Below are 23,877 nucleotides of genomic sequence, written 5' to 3' on the forward strand. Positions count from 1 at the left end.
ACCTGGGGGTTGGGCGTTGACGAATCGTCAATCGGAGGGACCGCGCAGTCGCAGCGCCTTGATCCCCAGGGAGAGCATGAGCAGGCCGTCCGGGGTCATCGGGTCATGACCGCTGATCTGCCCGATCCGCTCCAGCCGGTAGAAGACCGTGTTGGGCCGGACCTGCAGGTCCGTGGCGGCTCCGGCGGCGTGGAAGCGGTGGTCCAAGTAGGCCTTCAGCGTGCCCACCAGGTCCGTGCCGTGCTCGCGGTCGTAGTTCGCCAGCGGACCGATGGTGGACTCCACCAGCCCGGCGGCATCGGTGCCCTGGGAGATCACCAGATCCAGCAGCACGTCCCGGTGGGTCAGCAGTGGCCCGGCGTCCGGGGAGGACAGGGCGATCCCCGCGGCCGCATGGGCCTGCCGGTGGCTGACCGCCACGTGCTCCAGTCCGCTCCCGTGCGAGCCCAGCCCCGCCACGAAGCCCGGCAACTCAGCCAGGGCGGCGGTAATGGCCGGTCGCAGCTCCCCGCTGTCCGCGACGCACTCGACGATCCACACCACCTCGTCCTCGCGCAGGCCCACCAGGCCGCGCCGTCGTCGGGATGTTCCAGGAAGGTCAGTGAGCAGATGCTCCCGGGTGACGTCCAGTGCCGCCCCGGGCCCAGCGGGCTCGGCCTGAGCCGGACGCCTGCGGAAGGTGACCACCGCATGCTGAGCCGAGCCGCCGACGTCGAGGTCCTGGTACTCCAGGGCGTCCAAGACCCGGTCCTTGGCCTGCCGGGACATCCGTCCGCTCAGCAGGGACTCGAGCACCTCGCGCGGCAGCACAGAGCGGCTGCGACGCAGACCGGACTGCTCCTCCAGGTACGCCTGGGTGACCGCCGAGGACATCAGGTCCATGTACTCCATCAGCGCCCCGGCCAGCTGCAGCAGAGCGGACAGGTGGGCGGGGTCCTCCCGATCGGCGCAGTCCTGCAGCTCGGACCAGACCGTGCGGCCGCGCAGACGGTAGGCCCGCAGGACAGCGGGGAGCGGAACCCCCTGGTGGAAGCGGCGCGCGGCGGCGTCGGCGTTGAGCTGCAGGTCCTCCTCGGTGGGAGGGACCCCGCGGGCCAGGGACTCGAGCATCTGACGCACCTTGTGCACCATCAGCGGGGCCACGTCCTGGTCCACGGCGGCTTCGGCCAATGACCGGTACTCCAGCACCTCGCCCTGGTAGACCTCCGCCAGGCGGTGTCCCACCTGTTCGGCGCGGGCGTCGAAACGGGAGAGGATCGTCGGCAGCGCGGACGGCGCCGTGGCGTCAGTGCTCACCGGTGGGCCGCCGGTCAGCTGTCCCGCGCGCCGGTCTCCCGGAACGCCTGCTCCACCATGGTGTACGCGTCACGGGCCAGCGCCGACCAGAGCTTGATGGCCAGCTGCGGGTCGGTCTCCTCCAGGGCGGAGATCAGCTGGGCGGTCAGCACCTGGGTGGTCACCTCACCCACGGCGCGCACGGTGGAGAGCTGCCGGCCGGCCTGGCCCAGGGCGATCTCCCCGAAGGTCATGCCGGGGGAGAGGAAGACCTGGCGGTAGCGGCGCTTGCCCGAACCCTGCCCGGTCAGCTCCACCTGACCGGAGGTGATGAAGTAGATCCCGCCGAAGGGCTGGCCGGCTCGGCGGATGACCTGGCCGGGCTTGTAGGTGCGCGGCTCCAGGAAGGCGGAGAGCTGCTCGGCGTCGGCCGGGGACATCATCTGCATGACCGAGGAGGTCAGCGGCTGCTGCTCCTGGGCGGGGAGTAGATCCGGGGAGTGCCGGGCCAGGATGCGGTGCTCGGCCCATTCCACGGCCTGGGCGCGGGTGAGGAAGAGCTGGAACTCGGCAGTGGTGGACTCGGCGTCACGCAGTGCGGCCCGGCGGTCCTCCTCCGGTGAGAGTGGGTCCGGCAGGGCGCCCTCACCGGAGCTCGCCGCCCGCTCCAGTACGCGCTGGGTCAGGGCGTCCTCCTCATCCACCAGGATCACGTCCGTGCCGGAGCTGAGCAGCTCGCGGATCAGGCGGGCGAAGATGGCCACGGCGGCACGGCCGAAGTCGTCCACCTTGCGCAGGTCCAGCATCACCATCTCGGTGGACGGGTCGGCCTCGTCAGCCTCGACCAACACGCGGGCCAGCGTCTCGGTCTCGGCGAACCCCATGTCCCCGCCGAGCTCCAGGATCCGGCACATCTGCCCGTGGGTCTCCAGGGCCTGGGTGGCCTCCGGGGTGCGCGGCACTCCGGAGGGGGTGTCGGCCAGGCGGTAGTCCGAGCGGATGGTGGACCGGCCCACCGGTGGGGCATCGCTGTAATGCAGGCCCAGGTCGTCGGCCAGCTGACGCACGGTCTGGGCGCCCCGCACGGAGGTGCCGTGCTCGTCCAGGGGCGGGGAGAAGACGCCGATGCCCAGCTGTCCGGGCACCACCACCAGCACTCCGCCGCCCACACCTGACTTGGCCGGGAGGCCGACCTCGATCGCCCAGGTGCCGGCGTCGTCGTACATGCCGCAGGTGGACATGACGGAGAGCATCCACCGCACGGTGTGCGGGGTGAACACGCGTTCGCCGGAGACCGGGTTCACGCCCTGGTTGGCCAGGGTGGCGGCCATCATGGACAGATCCTCGGCGGTGACCATCACCGAGCACTGGCGGAAGTAGTCCTGGACGATCGGCTCCGGGTCGGACTCGATGATGTCGAAGGAGCGCAGCAGCCAGGCCATGGCCCTGTTGCGGTGTCCGGTGCGGTCCTCGGAGCGGAAGACCTGCTCGGAGACCTTCAGTTCGCGCCCGGCAGCGGCTGAGAAGGTCATCAGGATCCGGCCCATCCGGTCACGTCCGCCGCGGCCCTTGATCAGGGAGGTGGTGGCGATGGCGCCGGCATTGATCATGGGGTTGTCCGGCCGGCCGGTGCCTGACTGCAGGGAGATCTCGTTGAACGGGTCGCCGGATGGCTCCACGTCGATCTTGGCCAGCACGTCCTCGGTGCCCAGGTCATCCAGAGCCATGCCGTAGGTCAGGGCCTTGGAGATGGACTGCAGTGAGAAGAGGTGGTCGGAGTCCCCGGCGGAGTAGCTGTGGCCGTCCACCGTGGTCAGGGAGACGCCGTACAGGGCAGGGTCCATCTCGGCGGTGGCTGGGATCCCCTGATACGGGGTCCCGCCCTCGACCTCTCGCATGTCACGGGCCAGTCGGTCGAGATAGATCTGCACAGGGAACTCCATGCATCCCAGCCTACGGTGATCTGCGGAATCTGGCGGTCGGACCCAGCACAGTCGCCGGGGCAGCCGCTCACAGTCTCTGGCCCGTCAGTACCCGCCCACAACATCCACCAGTCCCTCGAGCTCGCGTCCCTCGGCCCGGGCCTGCAGGTTCCGTTCGATGCGGGCGTTCAGCAGGGGAATGCACATCTCCGGGGTGTCGGCGGTGTGCGGGGTGATGATGCACCGGGGCTCGTCCCACAGCGGGTGGCCGTCCGGCAGCGGCTCGGGGTCGGTGACGTCGGTTCCGTAGCCCAGGATCTTCCCCTCGGCCAGGGCCCGCACCACGGCGTCGGTGTCCACCAGAGTCCCGCGCGCGATGTTCACCAGCACGGCATCCGCGTCCATCAGCTCCAGCTGTTCGGCGCCGATCAGTCCGCGGGTCTGGTTCGTGGCTGCCGCGGCGATCATCACCACCTGGGCACCGGGCAGCACCTCGTCCAGCTGTTCGGTGGTGACCGTCCGGTCCGCACCGGGCACGTCTTCCGCGCGCCGACGCACGGCGGTCACCGTGGTGTCCCAGGTCTTGAGCAGCCGGATGTACTCCTGCGCGATCCCGCCGCCGCCCACCACCACGGCGTGCGTCCCGTCCAGGCTGCGTCCGGCGGCCGTGCTCCAGGACGTGGCCCGGATCCGCTCGGGCAGGTGCCGCAGCAGCGCCAGGGTCAGCAGCAGCGCGTGCTCGGCCACCGGCGGGGCATAGGTCCCCTTGGCCGAGGTCCACACGATGTCCGGCCGGCTGCGCACCAGCGGGATGTAGTTCTCGATCCCGGCGAACGGGAACTGCACCCAGCTGATGTGCGGATTGGCCACCAGCGCCGCGCTCACCGCGTCCACAGGGATGGGCTTGACCAGCACCAGGGCGGTGGCGGTTCCGTCCCCGTTCGGCTCACCGGAGGAGTTGGTCACCACCTGGCCCCCGACGGCGGCCGCGGCCTCCTCCGGTCGGGTCCGGGCGCGCTCATACGGAGTTCCCGTCAGGTCCTGCTCCGCCGGGAGGATCAGCACCCGGTCCGGGGTGCCAGTGCCGGCAGTTCCGGGCTCGGTGGTGGTCTGTGCGGTCTGCTGGTCCGGGATCGAGCTCATGCCCCACATGCTTCCACACCACCTCGTCTCATCGTGTGGCTGACAGTCACAGGTCACTCGTCGACTCGACCACGGAATCTCAGCCACACGTTGGCATGGGGCATCCCTCTGTTCGGCGGTCACGAATCCCTCGTCGCCAGCCCGCGCACCAGGAGCTGCTGACCGCGGAACTTGCAGGACGCGTCCGCCGTCGCACCCGCTCAGCCCTGAGCGCACACCTCTTGCCGGACCCCCCGCTCGCGGTCCTAGTGTTCTGACCATGACCCAGCATGAGCAGAACACCCCTGACGGCCAGCTCTCCCCGGACAACCCGGCCACCCGCCATCCCAAGGTCTCCCCGCCGGAGCAGCACCAGTCCGAGCCTGGGCTGGACGTGAAGACCGACCCCGTTCCGGACATCGGCCTGGATTCCTACGTCGGCACCGGCCGACTCCAGGGGGCCAAGGCACTGGTGACCGGTGGGGACTCTGGCATCGGGGCCGCCGTCGCCGTGGCCTTCGCGCGTGAAGGTGCTGACGTGGCCATCGCCTACCTGCCTGCCGAGGAGGAGGACGCGCAGCGCGTGGTGAAGGCCATCGAAGAGGCCGGTCAGAAGGCCGTGGCCCTGCCCGGTGACCTGATGGACGCGGACTACCGCACCTCCGTGGTGGATGACGCCGCGCAGCAGCTGGGCGGCCTGACCATCCTGGTCAACAACGCCGGCAAACAGGTGGTCAGCGAGTCGCTGGAAGAGCTGACCGACGAGCAGGTCGCCGCCACCTTCCAGATCAACATCCTCTCGATGTTCACCCTCTCGCGCGCGGCCCTGCGCCACATGGGTCCGGGCAGCACCATCATCAACACCACCTCCATCCAGGCGTACAGCCCCTCGCCGACCCTGCTGGACTACGCCTCCACCAAGGCCGCCATCAACAACTTCACCAAGGGACTGGCCCAGCAGGTCGCCGAGAAGGGCATCCGGGTCAATGCGGTGGCCCCCGGCCCGGTGTGGACGGTGCTGCAGGTCTCCAGCGGCCAGCCCAAGGAGAAGCTGCCGAAGTTCGGGCACGACGCCCCCATCGGCCGCGCCGGCCAGCCCGTGGAGATGGCCCCGGCATACGTGTTCCTGGCCTCCCCGGAGTCCAGCTTCGTGATCGGCGAGACCCTGAACGCCAACGGCGGCGACCCCACGCCGTAAGGGCCCAGCCGCACTGGACCACAATGGAGGGATGACCTCCACCTCCGGCGCCGTGCTCCCCGGTCACTTCGATCTGGGGAGCATCGGCGCCGGACTCGTGTTCGCCGACTCCCTCCCGCAGCTGCAGCGCAGCCTCGCCGAGCACCGCGCCGCCGTGGTCCAGGCACCGCCCGGGACCGGCAAGACCACCCTGGTTCCGCCGGCAATGGCCAACCTGCTCCACCAGATCGCAGACAGGCAGGGCCCGACGACGGCGCCCTCACCGTCTCGGGTCATCGTCACCCAGCCGCGCCGCGTCGCCGCCAGGGCCGCGGCCTCCCGGCTGGCCCACCTGCACGGTGGCGCCCTGGGAGATCAGGTGGGCTACTCGGTGCGCGGGGAGCGGCGCACCGGGAAGGGCACCCTGGTCGAGTTCCTCACGCCCGGAGTGCTGGTGAACCGGCTGCTGGCTGACCCCGAGCTGACCGGTGTGGGCGCGGTCATCCTGGACGAGGTCCATGAGCGGGATCTGGAGTCGGATCTGCTCTTCGGGATGCTCGGTGAGGTCCACCAGCTGCGCGAGGATCTGGTGCTGGTGGCCATGTCCGCCACCCTGGACGCCGCCCGGTTCGCCGAACGGCTGGGGGAGGGGATCGGCCACAGTGGACCGGTCGAGGTGGTGGACTGTCCCTCCGCCCTGCACCCGGTGGACATGCAGTACCGCCCGCCGTCGGGTCCTCGGCTGGACGAACGGGGCATGACCCATGACTACCTGGATCATCTGTCCCGGGAAGCGGCCTCCGCCCACCAGGATGCACTCGCAGCAGACCCGGGGATCGACGCGCTGGTGTTCGTCCCCACGGCCCGAGACGTGGACCAGACGGTGGGACGGCTGGAGCGGATCCACCCCTCCGCCGAGATCCTGCCCCTGCACGGCCAGCTGCCGGCAGCAGTGCAGGACCGTGCCGTGGGTGGCCGAGCCCCGGGGGAGCCGCCCCGGGTGATCGTCTCCACCGCGCTCGCGGAGTCCTCGCTGACCGTGCCCGGGGTGCGCCTGGTGGTGGACGCCGGGCTGTCCCGGGAACCGCGCCGGGACACCGTGCGGGGCATGACCGGACTGGTGACGGTCAGCTGCGCGCAGTCCTCCGCTGAGCAGCGCGCCGGGCGTGCAGGTCGACTCGGGCCGGGCACTGTGATCCGCTGCTACAGCCGCACCACCTTCGGGACCGCCCCCGCGCATCCCCGTCCCGCCGCTGCGGTGGCGGATCTGACCGGGGCTGCCCTGACCCTGGCCTGCTGGGGTGCTCCCGGTGGGGAAGGACTCGTGCTGCCGGACCCGCTGCCGGCCGAGACGCTCGCCGACGCGCACCGCACCCTCACCGACCTCGGGGCGCTGGACGAGGAGCTGCGTCCCACCGCCCTCGGTCGTCGCCTGGCAGCCATCCCGGCCGAACCGCGACTGGCCCGCGCCCTGCTGGAGGGAGCGGCACTGGTGGACGGTCGCACCGCCGCCGAGGTGGTGGCCCTGGTCGCCTCGGACATCCGCCCGGACGGAGCCGACCTCGCGGCCACGCTGGAGTCGCTGCGCCGGGGCACCGACCCCACCGGATCCGGCCGCGGGGCCCTGAACCGTTGGCAGCACGAGGCGACCCGCCTCCACCGCCTCACCCCCCAAGCGCAAAGTGACCAGACCCCTACCAAAGTGACCAGGTCTGGTCACTTTGTGCCTGAGGTGGCCGGTGATGGGCGGGCTGGAGCCCAGCGGCGGGTGACGGAGCACGCCCAGGTGGGGGCCGTCGTCGGGCTGGCCTTTCCGGAACGGCTGGCCCGCCAGACCGACACCCGGGGCATCTACCTTCTGGCGTCCGGCACCCGGGCGGCGCTGCCGCCGAGCAGCGCGCTGGCGGGGGAGGAGTGGCTGGCCATCGCGGAGGTCCAACGCTCAGAAGGCAGGTCCGCGGCGGGCACTGGAGCGGTGATCCGCGCGGCGGCTCCGGTGGATCAGGACCTGGCTGTGCAGCTGGCCGGACGCTCCGGGACCCTGCTGCAGGACCGGACCACGGCACAGTGGCAGGACGGCAGGGTGATCGGCCGTCGCACCCGGACCTTGGGGGCGATCACCCTCGCAGAACAGCCGGTCAAGCCGAGTCGCGCTGCAGCAGAGGGCGCCGTCCGGAACGCGCTGCAGGAGCACGGACTGAGCGTGGTCGGCTGGCCCGGGCCCGGTTCCGGGGGAGAGGCCGCTCCCGCCGAGCAGCTGCGGCGCCGGCTGGACCTGCTGCACCGCCATCTCGGCGCACCCTGGCCGGATGTCTCCCACCAGGCACTGGCAGACCGTGCGGAGGAGTGGCTCGCGCCGGAGATCAGCGCCGTCGCCGCCGGGCGCTCACCCCAGAAGCTGGACCTGGCCGGAGCCCTGCGCAGACTGCTGCCCTGGCCGGAGGCCGTGCGCCTGGACGAACTCGTTCCGGAACGGCTGGCGGTGCCCAGCGGACGGGACGCGCGGATCGAGTATCAGGACGGCGAGCCGCCCGTGGTGGCGATCAAACTGCAGGAGTGCTTCGGCCTCGCAGACACACCCGCACTGGTGGACGGCCGTGAACCGGTGGTGTTCCATCTGCTCTCCCCGGCCGGACGGCCACTGGCGGTCACCGCCGACCTGGCCTCGTTCTGGTCCGGTCCGTACACACAGGTCCGCGCCGAGATGCGGGGGCGCTACCCCAAGCACCCCTGGCCAGAGGACCCGTGGACCGCCCCGGCCACCGCCCGCACGAAGAACCGCTCGCCCCGCTGACCGGGGCCCGCACCCGGGCTCAGCCGCGCGGCAGCAGCGCCCCGCCGTGGTGCACGGACCCGGAGTTCACACCCTCCACCGGCCAGGTGTGCACCGGCTCGTGGGTGGCGGCGTTGCGGCGGTAGCGGGCGACCAGTTCGGCCAGTGCCTCGACGCGCGGCATCCCGCCGTCCTCCAACGCCCGCAGGGTCCGGCTCATCCACACGGCACCGGTCTGGCCGTTGCGGGTGCGCCCGGTGAGCACGTCCATGTACCGGTCGATCACCGCCGGATCCACCTCCAGCATCTCCAGGCCACGCCGTGCGCTGGGCAGCAGGTGCCGGTCCAGCAGCTCGGTCACGGGGATCTGGCCGAAGCCGGGCCAGTAGACCTCCGCGCGCAGTCCGTCCTGGGCGCAGGCATAGAAGGACTCCTGTGCGGTGGAGAAGGCCATCCGCTCCCACGGGCGCTCGTCGCCGTCCACCAGGTGGCGCACCAGCCCGAAGTAGAACGCGGCGTTGGCGATCATGTCGGTGAAGGTCGGTCCGGCGGGCAGGATCCGGTTCTCCACGCGGATGTTGGCCGGCCGGGCGGCGGACTCACCGGAGGGCGTGGACTCGGCGTCCTTGCCGGGGTCGAAGATCGGACGGTTCCAGCGGTACACGGTGCCGTTGTGCAGCATCAGTTCGGGCAGAGTGGGTGCGCCCGCGGCGGTCTGACGGGGGACATCGAAGGCCTCGGGGAGCAGTGACGGGAAGAAGGCCACGTTCTCCTCGAAGAGGTCCTCGATCCCGTCCACCCAGCGCTCCCCGAACCACACCCGCGGACGCACGCCCTGCCGGGCCAACTCGGGGGAGCGGGTGTCGATCGCCTGCTGGAACACGGCGATCCGGGACTCGTCCCACAGCAGCGAGCCCAGGAACAGCGGTGAGTTCGCGGCCAGCGCCAGCTGCGGTCCGGCCATGGCCTGGGAGGCGTTCCACACGGGGCCGAACCGCTCCCGGGTGACCTCCAGGTGCAGCTGCATCGAGGTGCAGGCGGACTCGGCGGCGATGTCCTGTGCGTAATACGCCAGATGCTCGGGCCCGTCGATGTCGATCAGGATCTCCTCGCCGCGGGATTCCAGCACGGCGGTGTTCAGGGCGGCGTAGCGGTTGCCCTCGCTGATCCAGCCCTCCCCGGAGAGGTCCTCACCGCGCAGGGTGGGCAGGATCCCCACCGGCAGGATGCTCGCCCCCGCGCGCACGGCCCGCTCCTCGGCGCGCTCCAGCTGGGCTCGCAGGGAGGCCTCGAGTTCGGTCAGACCGGTGCCGCGGATGGTCAGAGCGGGGTGGTTGAGCTCGATGGTGAACCGGCCCAGCTCGGTCTGGAAGGCGGGGTCATCGATCGCGGCCAGCACCTGTTCGTTGACCGGTGCCGCCAGCTGGTCATCCCCCACCAGGTTCAGCTCCAGCTCCAGGCCGATCCGGCCGGTGTCGGAGAGCTCCCCGTCGGCCAGGTACGCCTTGAGCTCGTCCAGGGACGACTCCAGGCGTTCGCGGTACCGCGTGCGCTCGGACCGGGTGTATGTGGCGGACTCGACCTCTGCTCCCATGCCGTTCAGCCTAGCCGCGCACCACGCCGTCTCCTTGGGAAAACCGTCATCACGGGCATAGGCTCACGGGTGAAGGCTGTGACGGAGGCCACTGCAGTCCGTCGTCACCGCCCACCCCGAACGCACTGGAGCAGAGGGACCGCATCGATGAGAGAACCGCATCACAGGAGAGGTCGCCGCAGGCACACTCGCCGCGCCGCGGGTGTCGTCCTGACCGTGGGAGCACTGGCCCTGGCCGGCTGCGCGCCCGCCGAGGACACCCCCGTGCTGACCTGGTACACCAACCCGGACGACGGCGGTCAGGCCGCCATCGCCGAGGCCTGCACACGGGAGGCGGGTGGGGCCTACCGGATCGAGACCTCGCTGCTGCCCAATGAGGCCAGCGCCCAGCGCGAGCAGCTCACCCGCCGCCTCGCCGCGGGCGACACCTCCATGGACATCATGTCCCTGGATCCGCCGTTCATTCCGGAGCTGGCTGAGCCAGGATTCCTGGCCCCGGTTCCCGACGACGTCCAGCAGCAGGCTTCGGAGGGCACCTTGGAGGGCGCGCTGGCTGGGGCAACGTGGAAGGACACTCTCGTCACCGTCCCGTTCTGGGCCAACACCCAGCTGCTCTGGTACCGCAAGTCCGTGGTGGAGGAGGCCGGACTGAACATGGACAGCCCGGTGACCTGGGAGCAGATCATCGAGGTGGCCCGCGCCCAGGACAAGGAGCTGGGCGTCCAGGGTGCCCGCGCTGAGTCGATCACCGTGTGGCTCAACGCCCTGATCGAGTCCGCGGGTGGCCAGATCCTGGAGAACCCGGAGGCCCCGGCGGACGAGGTCAAGCTCGGTCTGGACACGGACGCCGGCCGGGCCGCCGCCGAGGTGATCGGCACCATCGGCAAGGAGCGTCTGGGCGGACCGGGTCTGCCCACCCAGGCCGAGAACGAGGCCATGCTGCTCTTCCAGGGGGACAAGGGCTCGTTCATGGTGAACTGGCCCTTCGTCTGGCCGGCCACCAACGCCTCCGTCGAGGAGGGGGCCCTGCCGGAGTCGCTCATCGAGGACATCGGCTGGACCACGTACCCGCGGATGAACGCCGACGATCCGGCTGCACCGCCGCTGGGCGGGATCAACCTGGGAGTGGGTGCCAGCTCCGAGCACCACGAGCTGGCGTTCGACGCCATCCAGTGCATCACCACCCCGGAGCATCAGGCCGAGTACTTCGTGACGAACGGCAACCCGCCGGCCCATGAGGAGGCCTACGCGGACCCGCAGGTGGAGGAGGACTTCCCCATGGCCCCGGTGATCCGGGAGTCCCTGGACCTGGCCAAGCCCCGGCCGCAGACCCCGTACTACAACGAGGTCTCCACGGCCATCCAGCAGCGGTTCACTCCGCCCAGCGGCGTGGACCCGAACACCACTCCGGCGCAGACCGGACAGTTCATCACTGAAGTCCTTCGAGGGGAGGCTCTGCTGTGAGCACCACCGCCCCCGCCACACGCAGTCGGCGTGCCGACCGTCCGGTGAAGTCCGAGCGGACCAAGGCCCAGGCCCGGTTGGGCTGGCTGCTGGCCGGCCCGGCGTTCTTCATCATGGTCGCGGTCATCTTCTACCCGGTGGTCCAGGCCGTCTGGGACTCGCTGTTCAGCTACCGCCTGACCGCCCCGTCCGAACGCGAGTTCATCGGCCTGGGCAACTACGGCACCATCCTGACGGACCAGGTGTTCTGGAGCGCCCTGGGCGTCACCGCGCTGGTCACGGTCGTCACCGTCGCCGTGGAGCTGGTCCTGGGCTTCATCCTGGCGCTGATCATGCACAAGGCGATCAAGTCCACGCGCGGCCTGGTCCGCACGGCCATCCTGGTGCCGTACGGCATCATCACGGTGGTCTCGGCCTACGCCTGGTACTACATGTTCAGCATCGACTCCGGCTACATCAACAACTGGTTCGCCTGGCTGCCGGGCATCGACTCGGACCTGAACTGGTTCGCCCAGAGCCCCACGGCACTGATCGTGATCATGCTCTCGGAGATCTGGAAGACCACCCCGTTCATCTCCCTGCTGCTGCTGGCCGGTCTGGCCCAGGTCCCGGATGACCTGTCCGAGGCCGCGTCCGTGGACGGTGCCACCTGGTGGCAGCGCCTGACCCGGGTGATCCTGCCGAACATGAAGGCCGCCATCATGGTGGCCACCCTGTTCCGAGCCCTGGACGCGTTCCGCATCTTCGACTCGGTGTTCATCATGACCAACGGTGCGTACGGCACCGAGGTGCTCTCGCTGCTGGCGTACCGCACCTCGATCGGCCGGCTGGAGATCGGGCTGGGCTCGGCGGTCTCGGTGATCCTGTTCCTGTGCGTGGGCCTGATCGCCTTCGCCGCGGTGAAGATCTTCAAGGTCGACCTGGCCCGTGGACAAGGAGGCGCGAAATGAGCTCGAGCGTTCAGCAGCGCACCACCGGAGGGCCCGACGACGGCCGCACCGGTGGGCGTGCAGGTGCAGATCAGCTGACGGAGCAGGAGCGCGCCGGCATGGCGGCCCAGGCCAAGGCGAAGCGGCGCACCACCATCGGATGGTGGGTCATCACCCTCGTCGTGCTGGTGTGGTGCCTGTTCCCGGTGGCCTCCATCCTGGCCACCAGCTTCAAGACCCCGGGGGATCTCTCCAACGGGCAGTTCCTGCCCAGCCAGTGGTCCACCATCAACTACGAGGAGATCCTGGTCGGGGACTCCCGGGAGCTGTTCCTGACGGCCCTGTGGAACTCGGTGGGCATCTCGGTGATCGCCACCGCCATCGCCGTGGTGCTGGCCACTCTGTGTGCCTACGCCATCGCCCGCCTGGACTTCCCGGGCAAGAAGCTGGTGCTGACCGTCTCATTGATGGTCTCCATGTTCCCGGTGATCTCCCTGGTGACCCCGCTGTTCAACATGTGGCGCACCATCGGGCTGTATGACACCTGGCCCGGCCTGATCATCCCGTACCTGTCATTGACCCTGCCGATCTCCATCTGGACCCTGGCGGCGTTCTTCCAGCAGATCCCGTGGGAGCTGGAGCAGGCGGCCCAGGTGGACGGGGCCACCCCGCTGCAGGCGTTCCGCAAGGTGATTGTCCCGCTGGCGTTGCCCGGAGTGTTCACCACCGCGATCATCGCGTTCTTCATCGCCTGGAACGACTTCGTCTACGGCATCTCGCTGACCTCCACCGAGGCGGCCAGACCGGTGCCGGCGGCGCTGGCGTTCTTCACCGGCGCATCCCAGTTCGAGTCGCCCACGGGCGCCATCTCCGCAGCGGCCATCATCGTCACCATCCCGGTGGTGCTGCTGGTCATGCTGTTCCAGAAGCAGATCGTCGCCGGCCTGACCTCGGGCGCGGTCAAGGGCTGAGGCCCGGAAAGGACATACCGATGGCCTCCATCACCCTGAACAACATCGTCAAGAAGTACGACGACGGCTTCCCCGCCGTCAACGACGTCTCCCTGGACATCGCCGACGGCGAGTTCGTGATCCTGGTGGGACCCTCCGGCTGCGGCAAGTCCACACTGCTGCGCATGATCGTGGGCCTGGAGGACATCACCTCCGGCGAGCTGCAGATCGACGGCCAGCGCATGAACGAGGCGGCTCCCAAGGACCGCAACCTGGCCATGGTGTTCCAGAACTATGCGCTCTACCCGCACCTGACCGTGTACGAGAACATCGCGTTCCCGCTGCGGCTGGCCAAGGGCAAGGGCTCGGAGCAGGAGATCGACGCCAAGGTACAGCAGGCGGCCAAGCTGCTGGAGCTGCAGGAGCACCTGGACCGCAAGCCGGCCAACCTCTCCGGTGGGCAGCGCCAGCGCGTGGCCATGGGACGGGCGATCGTGCGGGAGGCGGACGCCTTCCTGTTCGATGAGCCGCTGTCCAACCTGGACGCCAAGCTGCGCGGACAGATGCGCGCGGAGATCGCCCAGCTGCAGCGCCGACTCGGCGTGACCAGCGTGTACGTCACCCATGATCAGACCGAGGCGATGACCCTGGGCGACCGGGTGGCCGTGCTGAAGAAGGGCGAGCTGCAGCAGGTGGCCAGCCCGCGTGAGCTCTACGAGCAGCCGATCAACCTGTTCGTGGCCGGATTCATCGGCTCCCCGTCCATGAACTTCTTGCCGGCCACCCTGAAGGAGGGAGCGAACGGCGCGGTGCTGTCCTCCCCGATCGGGGACATCCCCGTCCCGCCGGAGAAGGCCGAGGTGGCGCAGGGCAAGGAGCTGGTCCTGCTGGGACTGCGTCCGGAGTACTTCGAGGACGCCACGCTGGTGGATGAGCATAAGCTCTCCCGGGGCTCGGTCTTCACCGCCGAGCTCTCCCACCTGGAGTGGCTGGGCCACGAGCAGTACGGGTACATCGAGTTCGAGCCGGACGAGAAGGTCCGGGACCTGCTGGCCGGACTGGCCGCAGACATGGACGCCGATGAGCTGCGGCCCCAGGTGGTCACCACCCTCTCGGCCGAGTCCCGGGTCCGCCCGGGCCAGCCCACCGAGCTGTGGGTGGACACCTCCCGGATCCACATCTTCGATCCGGAGTCCGGGGAGAACCTGACCCGTGACGCCGAGGCCGGTGCCGAGCTGACCCGTCTGGCCGCCGAGGAGCGGGAACGGGAGATCGGCCTGGCCCAGGAGAAGGACGATCAGAAGGGCGCCCAGCGCGTCTGACAGCCCGTCGGAGAACCAGACAGCTCGATGCCCCCGGGGTCCACCCGGGGGCATCGTGGCGTCGGCGTGAGGTGCGCGGTCAGTCGGCCAGGGCGGAGCGGTGCTTCTCGGCCAGCCGGACATAGGTGGCCGCACTGGTCTTCAGTCCCTCCAGCTCCTGTTCGGTCAGTTCCCGGCGCACCTTGGCGGGCACACCGGCCACCAGGGAGCCGGGCGGGATCACGGTGCCCTCCAGGACCAGGGCCCCCGCGGCCACCATGGAGTTCGCCCCCACCACGGCCCCGTTCATCACGGTGGCGGACATGCCGATCAGGCAGCCGTCCTCCACGGTGGCTCCGTGCACCACGGCGGAGTGGCCCACGGTGACGTCATCGCCCAGGGTGCAGGGGAAGCCGGCATCGGCGTGCAGCACCACGTTGTCCTGCAGGTTCGTGCGGTCGCCCACGCGGATGGGAGCGCTGTCACCGCGCGCGGAGACGCCGTAGAACGCGGAGGACTGCTCGCCCAGGGCGACGTCTCCGGACAGGGTGGCCGTGGGGGCCAGGAAAGCGGACTCGGCAGCCACCGGGGTGGCGCCGTCGATCGTGATCAGGTGTGCCATAGCCCCACTGTAGGCGGGGCGGACGCGCGGGGTAAGTGCCGTCGTCGGGAACTGCCGGTGATGCGGTGTGCTCCTCAGGTCAGTTGAAGACCACGGTGCGGTGACCGTCCAGCAGGACCCGGTGCTGGGCGTGCCAGCGCACCGCCCGGCACAGCGTGGCCCCCTCCACCTCCCTGCCGCGATTGACCAGGTCCTGGGTGGTCTGGGCGTGGGTGACGCGCTGGACCTCCTGCTCGATGATCGGACCCTCGTCCAGGTCGGCGGTGACGTAGTGCGCGGTGGCCCCGATCAGCTTCACCCCGCGGTCGTGGGCCTGGTGGTACGGGCGGGCGCCCTTGAAGGAGGGCAGGAAGGAGTGGTGGATGTTGATGGCCCGGCCCTCGAGCGAGCGGCAGAGGTCATCGGAGAGGACCTGCATGTAGCGGGCCAGCACCACCAGCTCGATCTCGTACTGCCGCACCAGGTCCATCAGCCGTTGTTCCGCCTGCTCCTTGGAGTTGATGGTCGAGTCCTTCACCACCGGGATGTGCACGAACGGGACCCCGTAGAAGGAGGCCATGGACTGCAGCTCCAGATGGTTGGAGACGATCACCGGGATCTCGATCGGCAGGGTCCCGGCACGCTGCTGGAAGAGCAGGTCGTTCAGGGTGCGGCCGTCCTTGGAGCACATCACCAGGGTGCGGGTGCGCCGGGTGGCCTCCCAGAGGCCCAGCTCCATGCCGAATCTCTCACGCACGGGGTCCAGCACGCTCTGCACCTGGTCCCGCGTGGCCGGACCGTGGAACTCCACCCGCATGAAGAAGGTGCCGGTGTCCGGTGAGTCGAACTGCTGGGACTCGGTGATGTCCGCCTCCACCTCCAGCAGGGCGCCGGTGACCGCGTGGACGATCCCCTTCTGGTTGGGGCAGGACAGGGTCAGGACCATGCCCTGGTCCGTGGCGGCAGTGGTGGGAGAGGACGGGGAGGACATGGCGGCCTTCCAGAGGTCGGAGGACAGGGGTCTCCCTCCAGTGTGCACCCATGGGGGCTCGGGGTCCGCTGTGTTCCATCAGTGCTTGCCCAGGCAGGAGAGATACGATGTACGGGCGTCAAACCGGCTGTGATTCGGCGCACACACCCCACACTCCACCCCACAGCAAGAGGAACCAGCACCCATGGATCCACAGAACTCGTCGTCGCCCCTGCGCGACTCCGCCTCCCAGAGGTCGACCGGACGCACGGCCCAGAAGGCCGCCACCCGGGCCGCGATCTCGGCTGCCGTGATCGATCTGCTGGAGGAGCGCGGCTTCGGCAACTTCACCGCCGAGGACGCCGCCACCGCCGCAGGGGTCTCCCGGCGGACCTTCTTCAACCACTTCGGCTCGGTGGAGGAGGCGTGCTACAGCTACACCTCGGATCTGATGGAGCAGCTCCATGAGCGCATGGTGCCCCTGATCCATCAGGGCATGACGTACCTGCAGGCGCACGAGATCGCCTCCCGGGACCTGCGCAGCACCGAGACGTTCCGGAATGTGGCCCGCAGTGCCCTGTCCTGGGAGCGCATGCGCCAGACGTCCTCCAATCCCCGGTACGCGCAGCTGACCTGGGACCGGGCGGTGAAGTCGGTCCAGCACATGCTGGCCGAACTGGAGCGTCCAGGGCTGGACGGAGACGTGGAGGCAGACCCCCAGGGGCAGGAGGAGCAGCGGATCTTCCTGGCCTCGTCCCTGGTGGCGGCCTGGGGCACGGCCTACCTGCGGTGGGCGGCCACCTGCGAGGGGGACACCGGCCCGGAGAGCATGCAGCAGCTGGAACGACTGGTCACGTTGGCCACCCGGCTGCTGATGCAGGGCAACACCTGGCCGGTGCCGCAGCCGGAGCTCGAGGCCAGCAGCTGACCGTCGGGGATCCTGCTCGGCGGCTGAGTGGCACGAGACGTGGAGGGTGCCCTGTGGCACAGTGTTCTCATCATGACGTCTCCGGCGCCGCGTCGGAGGCCTGAGAGCAAAGGACACCCCTCATGACCCAGGAACAGATCCTCTGGCTGGTCATCGGCCTGGTGGTGCTGATCGTGGTGATCGCGATCATCGCCGCGGTGGTCTCCCGCCGACGTCGGCAGCAGCGTGAGGCCGACCGCGCCTCCGCCGACCATCTGCGCCGTGACGCCGCGCGCCAGCATGACCGCCTCGCCGCTGAGGCCGAACAGGCAGAATCCGCGCGACTCGAGGCTGAAGCCGCAGAGGCGGACGCCCGGCGCCTGCGCGAGGAGGCTGAGCAGCGGGAGCGCGCCGCCAGGGAGTCCGGGCGGTCCCTGGACGAGCAGCTGCGCACTGCCGACCGGCTGGACCCGGAGGTGGAGACGGACCGGGACGGCCGCCGCAAGGACGGCACGGACCCGAAGCAGACCCTGACCGGCGCTGCGGCAGGAGTCGGCACCCAGGAGGCCCAGGACCGGCCCGACGACGGCCATGCCCCCGCGCACGAGGGCGCCGGCACGGATTCGTTCCGCCCGGTTCCCGATGAGACCGCTGAGGAGCATGCGCTGGTGGAGCGCCGGATGGCGGCGGACCCCTCTGCTGAGCCGAGCGAGTCGGTGGCGGCCTCCGCGGATCGGCCTGTGGGCAGCCACCAGGATGAGCGGTACGACGGCGAGCAGGTGGTGGACCCGGAGCTGGATCCGGAGTGGGACCGGTACGGGGACGGCACCCGTCCGCCGCGGGGCTGAGACCCGCCTCTCTCACCCCTCTCCAACGCAGTGACCCCATCCCCTCGACGCGAGGGGATGGGGTCACTGTGTGTCAGGCACCGGGGGCGGTGCCTCTCAGGTCACTGGTCGCGGTCCACGCCCATGCCCGGGGTGGTCGCGCCGTCGGCGTTGGCCTTCACCGCGTCCTCGATGCGCTGACCGATGGTGGCGTCCACGTTCTTCCAGTACTGGAAGGCGTTGGACAGCACCGGCTCCTGAACGCCGTCCAGGGCGCCCGCGACGGTCTCGACGAACTGGTCGCGCTGGGCGTCGGTGAAGACCTCGCGCACCAGGGTGCCGGGCTGAGTGAAGTCATCGTCCTCAGCACGCAGGGTGTAGGCCTCACGGGTCAGGGCGCCGTCGGCCTCCCAGCCGTTGTCGACCGGGCCGGTCTCGTCCGACCAGGAGTCACCGAAGGAGTTCGGGGCGTACACGGTGCGGGCACCAGAGTGCTCGTACCACATGTTGCCCTCGAAGTTGTAGGTGTGCACCTCGTTGATCGGCTTGTTGACCGGCAGCTGCTGGAAGTTGGTGCCAATGCGGTAGCGCTGGGCATCCGCGTAGGCGAAGTTGCGGCCCAGCAGCATCTTGTCCGGGGAGTTGCCGGTGCCCGGAACCATGTTGGCCGGGGAGAAGGCAGCCTGCTCGATCTGAGCGAAGAAGTTCTCCGGATTGCGGTTCAGGGTCATGGTGCCGACCTTGTGCCGCGGGTAGTCCTTCTTGGACCAGATCTTGGTCAGGTCGAAGGGGTTGAAGCGGTAGGTCTTGGCGTCCTCGTACGGCATGATCTGGAAGTACAGATCCCACTTCGGGAAGTCGCCACGCTCGATGGCGTCACGCAGGTCGCGGCGGTGGTACTCGGCATCAGCACCGGCCAGGCGCTCGGCCTCTTCGTTGGAGAGGTTCTCCACGCCCTGCTGGGAGATGAAGTGCCACTTGACCCAGAAGCGCTCGCCCTCGGCGTTGACCAGGGAGTAGGTGTGCGAGCCGTAGCCGTTCATGGTCCGCCAGGACTTGGGCAGGCCGCGCTCACCCATCAGGTAGGTGACCTGGTGGGCGGACTCAGGGTTCTGGGTCCAGAAGTCCCACTGCATGGTGCCGTCGCGCAGGCCGGAGTCCGGCAGGCGCTTCTGCGAGCGGATGAAGTGCGGGAACTTCATGGGGTCGCGCACGAAGAACACCGGGGTGTTGTTGCCGACCAGGTCGAAGTTGCCCTCTTCGGTATAGAACTTCAGGGCGAAGCCGCGCACGTCGCGCCAGGTGTCGGGGGAGCCCAGCTCGCCAGCCACGGTGGAGAAGCGCAGCAGCAGGTCGGTGGTCTTGCCCTTCTGCAGGAAGTCAGCCTTGGTCCACTGCGAGACGTCCTCGGTGACCTCCAGCGTGCCGAAGGCGCCGGCGCCCTTGGCGTGCGGACGACGCTCGGGGACGTTCATCCGGTTGAAGTGTGCCAGGGTCTCGACCAGGTGATGGTCGTGCAGCACGATGGGGCCATCGGCGCCCACGGTCAGCGAGTTGCGGTCGCTGACGGCCGGGATGCCGGCCTGCGTGGTCGAACCGGTGGCGTGAGGAGTCTTCTTCTCCGTCATCTCATTCTCCTTCGATGGGGAACTGCTCGGTGGTGGATGGGGTGTGGTGCCGGGTCAGCCGCGAACGGCCGTCCCGGAGTCGGTGGGGGTCTGGGCCGACGAGGTGCCGGAGGCACAGTCGGCGCAGATGCCCTGGTAGATGACATCGGCGACCTGGATGGTCATGCCGTGGTCGTCGGCGGGGGTCAGGCACGGGGTGTGCCCCACGGCGCAGGCCACGTCCTCGATCCGGCCGCACTCGGTGCAGACCGCGTGGTGGTGGTTGTCCGAGACGCCGCCGGGCTGGGTCTCATAGCGTGCCGGCTGGCCGGACAGGTCCAGGCGCCGCAGCAGCCCGGCCGAGGTCAGCGAGTTCAGCACGGTGTAGACCGACTGCACGGTGATCTCCGGCAGCTGACCACGGACCTGCGCGAGCACGTCCTCGGCCGTGGTGTGCGGTGCAGTGTGCAGGGCCTCCAGCACCGCCAGGCGCTGCTTGGTCACCCGCAGTCCGGCCGCGCGCAGCCGAGTGGCCCACACCAGGGGTGCAGGCGTCGAAGCGGGGTCGGATGTGATCGGTGTCATCGATCCTCACTATGCCACAGTTTTGAGTGACTCAAAACAAAGCAGCGTCGGTGCGCGGTGAACAGTCCGTGAACACCCCACAGCAGACCCGCGCAGGCCACGCGGCTAGGATGAGACCTGGTCGCGACTGGCGAGGGTGGGCCACCACCGGGGAGCGGCCGACCGTGGGTGGACCACGGTGGGGCGACTGGACCGACCGCCTGGGTCCGGACGCCGGCAGATGCACACGAGCCACGTCCTTCGACCCCGACCCAGGAGCACTTCGTGACCCAGCAGAACCCCACGTCCGCCCTCATGTCCCAGCCGCTCTCGGAGGTGGACCCGGAGATCGCCGCGGCCCTGTCCGACGAGCTCGGTCGCCAGCGCGACACCCTGGAGATGATCGCCTCGGAGAACTTCGTCCCGCGGGCCATCCTGCAGACCCAGGGCTCGGTGCTGACCAACAAGTATGCGGAGGGCTACCCGGGGCGCCGCTACTACGGCGGCTGCGAGTTCGTGGACGTGGCCGAGAACCTGGCCATCCAGCGCGCCAAGGACCTCTTCGGCGCCGAGCACGCCAATGTCCAGCCGCACGCCGGCGCCCAGGCCAACGTGGCCGTGATGCAGGCGCTGATGAACCACGGTGACACCCTGATGGGCCTGTCCCTGGCCCACGGCGGACACCTCACCCACGGCATGAAGCTGAACTTCTCCGGCAAGAACTACCGGATCGCCGCCTATGAGGTGGACCCGGACACCTACCGCGTGGACATGGACAAGGTCCGTGAGCAGGCCCTCGCCGAGAAGCCCGCCGTGATCGTGGCCGGCTGGTCCGCCTACCCGCGCCAGCTGGACTTCGCCGCCTTCCGCGAGATCGCCGACGAGGTCGGGGCCAAGCTGTGGGTGGACATGGCGCACTTCGCCGGGCTCGTCGCCGCTGGCCTGCACCCCAACCCGGTCCCGCATGCGGACGTGGTCTCCTCCACTGTGCACAAGACCCTCTCCGGTCCGCGCTCGGGCTTCATCCTCACCACCGAGGAGTACAAGAAGAAGATCGACTCCGCTGTCTTCCCGGGTCAGCAGGGTGGACCGCTGATGCACGCCATCGCCGGCAAGGCTGTGGCCTTCAAGATCGCCGCGGGCCAGGAGTTCGCCGAGCGTCAGCAGCGCACCATCCAGGGCGCCCAGCTGCTGGCCGAGCGCCTGACCGCCGCGGACGTCGCCGAACATGGCGTCTCCGTGCTGACCGGCGGCACCGATGTGCACCTGGTCCTGGTGGACCTGCGCGACTCCCAGCTGGACGGCCGCCAGGCCGAGGACCTGCTGCACGAGGTGGGCATCACCGTGAACCGCAACTCTGTGCCGTGGGATCCCCGCCCGCCCATGACCACCTCCGGCCTGCGCATCGGCACCCCGGCCCTGGCCACGCGCGGCTTCGGCGAGACCGAGTTCCGCGAGGTCGCCGAGATCATCGCCTCCGCCCTGAAGCCCTCCCCGGACGTGGAAGCCCTGCAGGCACGGGTGAAGAAGCTCGCCGCGGACTTCCCGCTCTACGGCGGCCTGGAGCAGTGGTGACCCCCATGGCGGACCAGCACGGCACCAGCACAGCCAGCACGACGACGGCCGGCACCTCCCAGCAGGAGGCCGGCTCCGGTGCCCGCCGCCTGGACGGCAAAGCCACGGCCGCGGCCATCAAGAAGGATCTGGCCCAGCGCGTGAGCGTGCTGGCCGAGCAGGGGATCGTGCCCGGCCTGGGCACCGTCCTGGTGGGGGAGGACCCCGGCTCGAAGTCCTATGTGGCCGGCAAGCACCGGGACTGTGCGGAGGTGGGCATCGCCTCCATCCAGCGCGAGCTGCCGGACAGCGTCTCCGAACAGGAGCTGCTGGCCGTCCTGGACGAGCTGAACAACGATCCTGCCTGCACCGGGTACATCGTCCAGCTGCCGCTGCCGAAGCACATCGACACCCAGCGCGTGCTGGAGGCGATCGACCCGGCCAAGGACGCCGACGGACTGCATCCCATGAACCTGGGGCGCCTGGTCTCCTCGGTGTCCGGGGATCTGGACTCGCCGCTGCCGTGCACGCCCAAGGGCTGCGTGGAGCTGCTGCGCCACTACGGCATCGATCTCTCCGGCAAGCACGTGCTGGTGATCGGCCGCGGCGTGACCATCGGCCGTCCCGCCGGACTGGTGCTGACCCGCAAGGACGTCAACGCCACCGTCACCCTGGCCCACACCGGAACCGCCGACCTGAACGCGGAACTGGCCCGGGCCGACGTCGTGATCGCGGCTGCTGGTGTGGCACACATGGTGACCAAGGAGCACGTCAAGCCCGGCGTGATCGTGCTGGACGTGGGCGTCTCCCGGGTGACCGGCGAGGACGGGAAGTCCCGGATCGTGGGCGATGTGGACCCGGCCGTGGCCGAGGTGGCCTCCTGGATGGCCCCGAACCCCGGCGGCGTGGGCCCGATGACCCGCGTGATGCTGGTGGCCAACGTGGTGGAGGCCGCCGAGCGCCAGGCCGAGGACTGGGCCGCGCACGACCGCGTCTGAACCGCGCGTCTGACCCCACTGAACGGCGGCCGGTCCCGGACAGGGGGCCGGCCGTCGTGGTTCGTGGGGACTTCTGGTCTCCGATCCGTCAGCCAGTCTTCACCGTCAGAGGCCGTCGGCGTTCATCTTCACTGGGTGTGATGGAGGCACCACCTGGAACCTCATCGATCGGAAGGGCACCTGTGATGTCCCGAGTCCTCACCACCACGCTGTCCCTGGCTGCGATAACCTCTCTGGCAGTCGGTGCGGTCCTGCCTGCTGCGGCCGCACCCGGAGATCTGCCACCGGCCGCTGATCGGACCCTGACCGTGGCGACCTACAACATCCATCACGGTGCCGGGTCGGACGGCGTTCTGGACCTGGAACGGATCGCCTCCGTGCTGGAGGACGGCGGAGCCGAAGTGATCGGTCTACAGGAGGTCGATCGGCACTGGGGTGAGCGGTCGGGGTTCGAGGACCAGGCCGCCTGGCTCGCCGACCGATTAGACATGCACGTCTGCTACTCGGCCAATCTGGACAACGAGCCTGCTGAGGGGCGCACCGAACGGCGTCAGTATGGCACGGCGATCCTCTCCGAGTACCGACTGACCGACTGCACCAACACGGTGCTGCCGAACCACCCCGGTGGGGAGCAGCGCGGTCTGGCCCAGGCCGACCTGAAGGTGCGAGGTGTCGACCTCACGTTCTACAACACCCATCTGACGCACAACTCGGCCAGCGGGCGTGCCGAGCAGGCTGAAGTGGTCAACGAGGCCCTCCGAGACGCCGGCGGATCGGCGATCCTGGTTGGTGATCTGAACGCCGAGCCCTCCAGCCCCGAATACGGGCTGTTCACTTCGCTGTTGGGCGATGTCTGGCCCGTGGTCGGAGAGGGGCCGGGCTACACCATCGACCCGGAGGACCCTGATCGACGCATCGACTACATCCTCACCTCGCCGGACATCACACCGGTGTTCGCTGAGGTGGTGGACACTCAGGCTTCGGACCATCTGCCGGTGTTCGCCGAAGTGGTGTTGCCTCACCCGGGCCACACGCACCCCGGAGGTTGAGCGGTCCCTGCAAAGGGGCCGGCCGTCGTGGTTCGTGGCACCCCCGCGTGCTGTAGACGTTTCTGTCTACACGTCCTAGTCTGGGCTGTATGAGCACCACGACCACGATTCGCATCAGTCGGGACACGCATCAGCAGGTCACCCGGCTGGCGGACGATCGCCACGAGACGATCGACCAGACGGTGCGTCGAGCGATCCGAGCTCTCCGGCAGGAGGAGATGGGGCGCGATCTTGCCGCCGAGCTGAGAGACGACGAAACGGCGTGGCTTGATGCTCCATCCGGGTGACATCGT

20 protein-coding genes are annotated in these 23,877 nt (G+C 69.4%); 12 read left to right on the top strand and 8 right to left on the bottom strand.

What is annotated here, in order from left to right; genetic code table 11:
* Positions 1–27 precede the first annotated feature (27 nt).
* From ACEXHE_RS11430 to ACEXHE_RS11440, 3 genes are all read right to left on the bottom strand, one after another.
* Complete coding sequence (locus ACEXHE_RS11430; RefSeq protein WP_374785880.1) at positions 28–1,296, bottom strand: PucR family transcriptional regulator; 1,269 nt, start codon at positions 1,294–1,296, stop codon at positions 28–30.
* A gap of 14 nt (positions 1,297–1,310) precedes the next feature.
* Entirely contained in the window at positions 1,311–3,218 is a 1,908-nt protein-coding gene (glsA, locus tag ACEXHE_RS11435) for a glutaminase A (protein ID WP_374785881.1), read from the bottom strand.
* 84 nt (positions 3,219–3,302) lie between these two features.
* Positions 3,303–4,340, bottom strand: a complete 1,038-nt coding sequence (locus tag ACEXHE_RS11440) for a D-isomer specific 2-hydroxyacid dehydrogenase family protein (protein WP_374785882.1) — start codon at positions 4,338–4,340, stop codon at positions 3,303–3,305.
* Between the two features lie 259 nt (positions 4,341–4,599).
* Between ACEXHE_RS11440 and ACEXHE_RS11445 the strand changes: the two genes are divergently transcribed.
* Both ACEXHE_RS11445 and hrpB read left to right on the top strand, forming a co-directional pair.
* Positions 4,600–5,517 (top strand): SDR family oxidoreductase, encoded by a 918-nt coding sequence (locus tag ACEXHE_RS11445; RefSeq protein ID WP_091697241.1) that lies wholly within the window; start codon positions 4,600–4,602, stop codon positions 5,515–5,517.
* 31 nt (positions 5,518–5,548) lie between these two features.
* Positions 5,549–8,290: an ATP-dependent helicase HrpB gene (hrpB, locus tag ACEXHE_RS11450; protein WP_374785883.1), complete on the top strand. Its 2,742-nt coding sequence runs from the start codon at positions 5,549–5,551 to the stop codon at positions 8,288–8,290.
* 19 nt (positions 8,291–8,309) lie between these two features.
* Here the strand turns inward: hrpB and ACEXHE_RS11455 are convergent, their stop codons facing one another.
* Positions 8,310–9,863, bottom strand: a complete 1,554-nt coding sequence (locus tag ACEXHE_RS11455; protein WP_374785884.1) for a glutamate--cysteine ligase — start codon at positions 9,861–9,863, stop codon at positions 8,310–8,312.
* Between the two features lie 147 nt (positions 9,864–10,010).
* Between ACEXHE_RS11455 and ACEXHE_RS11460 the strand changes: the two genes are divergently transcribed.
* From ACEXHE_RS11460 to ACEXHE_RS11475, 4 genes are all read left to right on the top strand, one after another.
* Positions 10,011–11,327, top strand: a complete 1,317-nt coding sequence (locus ACEXHE_RS11460) for an extracellular solute-binding protein (protein ID WP_374785885.1) — start codon at positions 10,011–10,013, stop codon at positions 11,325–11,327.
* The gene (locus ACEXHE_RS11465) at positions 11,324–12,277 is read left to right on the top strand and encodes a carbohydrate ABC transporter permease (protein ID WP_091697235.1); all 954 of its coding nucleotides are present in this window, start codon (positions 11,324–11,326) and stop codon (positions 12,275–12,277) included. Before ACEXHE_RS11460 ends, ACEXHE_RS11465 begins: the two co-directional genes overlap by 4 nt.
* Before the next feature lie 98 nt (positions 12,278–12,375).
* On the top strand, positions 12,376–13,227 hold the full coding sequence (locus ACEXHE_RS11470) for a carbohydrate ABC transporter permease (RefSeq protein ID WP_091697510.1): 852 nt from the start codon (positions 12,376–12,378) through the stop codon (positions 13,225–13,227).
* 20 nt (positions 13,228–13,247) lie between these two features.
* The gene (locus tag ACEXHE_RS11475; protein ID WP_374785886.1) at positions 13,248–14,528 is read left to right on the top strand and encodes an ABC transporter ATP-binding protein; all 1,281 of its coding nucleotides are present in this window, start codon (positions 13,248–13,250) and stop codon (positions 14,526–14,528) included.
* 79 nt (positions 14,529–14,607) lie between these two features.
* Here the strand turns inward: ACEXHE_RS11475 and ACEXHE_RS11480 are convergent, their stop codons facing one another.
* The gene (locus tag ACEXHE_RS11480; RefSeq protein WP_091697229.1) at positions 14,608–15,129 is read right to left on the bottom strand and encodes a gamma carbonic anhydrase family protein; all 522 of its coding nucleotides are present in this window, start codon (positions 15,127–15,129) and stop codon (positions 14,608–14,610) included.
* Positions 15,130–15,208: 79 nt separating this feature from the next.
* A complete protein-coding gene (gene purU, locus ACEXHE_RS11485) occupies positions 15,209–16,099 on the bottom strand; it encodes a formyltetrahydrofolate deformylase (RefSeq protein ID WP_356968248.1) in 891 nt (296 codons plus the stop codon).
* A gap of 184 nt (positions 16,100–16,283) precedes the next feature.
* On the opposite strand from purU, the gene ACEXHE_RS11490 reads away from it, so the two are divergent.
* Together ACEXHE_RS11490 and ACEXHE_RS11495 are read left to right on the top strand one after the other, a co-directional pair.
* Complete coding sequence (locus ACEXHE_RS11490) at positions 16,284–17,006, top strand: TetR/AcrR family transcriptional regulator (protein WP_374785887.1); 723 nt, start codon at positions 16,284–16,286, stop codon at positions 17,004–17,006.
* Between the two features lie 122 nt (positions 17,007–17,128).
* Positions 17,129–17,833 (top strand): hypothetical protein, encoded by a 705-nt coding sequence (locus ACEXHE_RS11495; protein ID WP_091697224.1) that lies wholly within the window; start codon positions 17,129–17,131, stop codon positions 17,831–17,833.
* A 101-nt stretch (positions 17,834–17,934) separates the two neighbouring features.
* On the opposite strand, the gene ACEXHE_RS11500 is transcribed toward ACEXHE_RS11495, so the two are convergent.
* Positions 17,935–19,440: a catalase gene (locus ACEXHE_RS11500; RefSeq protein WP_374785888.1), complete on the bottom strand. Its 1,506-nt coding sequence runs from the start codon at positions 19,438–19,440 to the stop codon at positions 17,935–17,937.
* Positions 19,441–19,494: 54 nt separating this feature from the next.
* Complete coding sequence (locus ACEXHE_RS11505; protein WP_091697219.1) at positions 19,495–20,004, bottom strand: Fur family transcriptional regulator; 510 nt, start codon at positions 20,002–20,004, stop codon at positions 19,495–19,497.
* Positions 20,005–20,298: 294 nt separating this feature from the next.
* Here ACEXHE_RS11505 and glyA point away from each other — a divergent pair, with 294 nt between their 5' ends.
* The 4 genes from glyA (at position 20,299) to ACEXHE_RS11525 (ending at position 23,871) form a co-directional block, all read left to right on the top strand.
* Complete coding sequence (gene glyA, locus ACEXHE_RS11510) at positions 20,299–21,558, top strand: serine hydroxymethyltransferase (protein WP_356968571.1); 1,260 nt, start codon at positions 20,299–20,301, stop codon at positions 21,556–21,558.
* A gap of 5 nt (positions 21,559–21,563) precedes the next feature.
* Complete coding sequence (locus ACEXHE_RS11515; protein WP_091697502.1) at positions 21,564–22,535, top strand: bifunctional methylenetetrahydrofolate dehydrogenase/methenyltetrahydrofolate cyclohydrolase; 972 nt, start codon at positions 21,564–21,566, stop codon at positions 22,533–22,535.
* A 185-nt stretch (positions 22,536–22,720) separates the two neighbouring features.
* Positions 22,721–23,584, top strand: a complete 864-nt coding sequence (locus ACEXHE_RS11520; RefSeq protein WP_356968243.1) for an endonuclease/exonuclease/phosphatase family protein — start codon at positions 22,721–22,723, stop codon at positions 23,582–23,584.
* Between the two features lie 89 nt (positions 23,585–23,673).
* On the top strand, positions 23,674–23,871 hold the full coding sequence (locus ACEXHE_RS11525) for a hypothetical protein (RefSeq protein WP_260062189.1): 198 nt from the start codon (positions 23,674–23,676) through the stop codon (positions 23,869–23,871).
* The last annotated feature ends 6 nt before the right edge of the window (positions 23,872–23,877 follow it).

The sequence above is a fragment of the Micrococcus sp. IITD107 genome, assembly GCF_041927415.1.
In the GTDB taxonomy this organism is placed as follows: domain Bacteria; phylum Actinomycetota; class Actinomycetes; order Actinomycetales; family Micrococcaceae; genus Citricoccus; species Citricoccus terreus.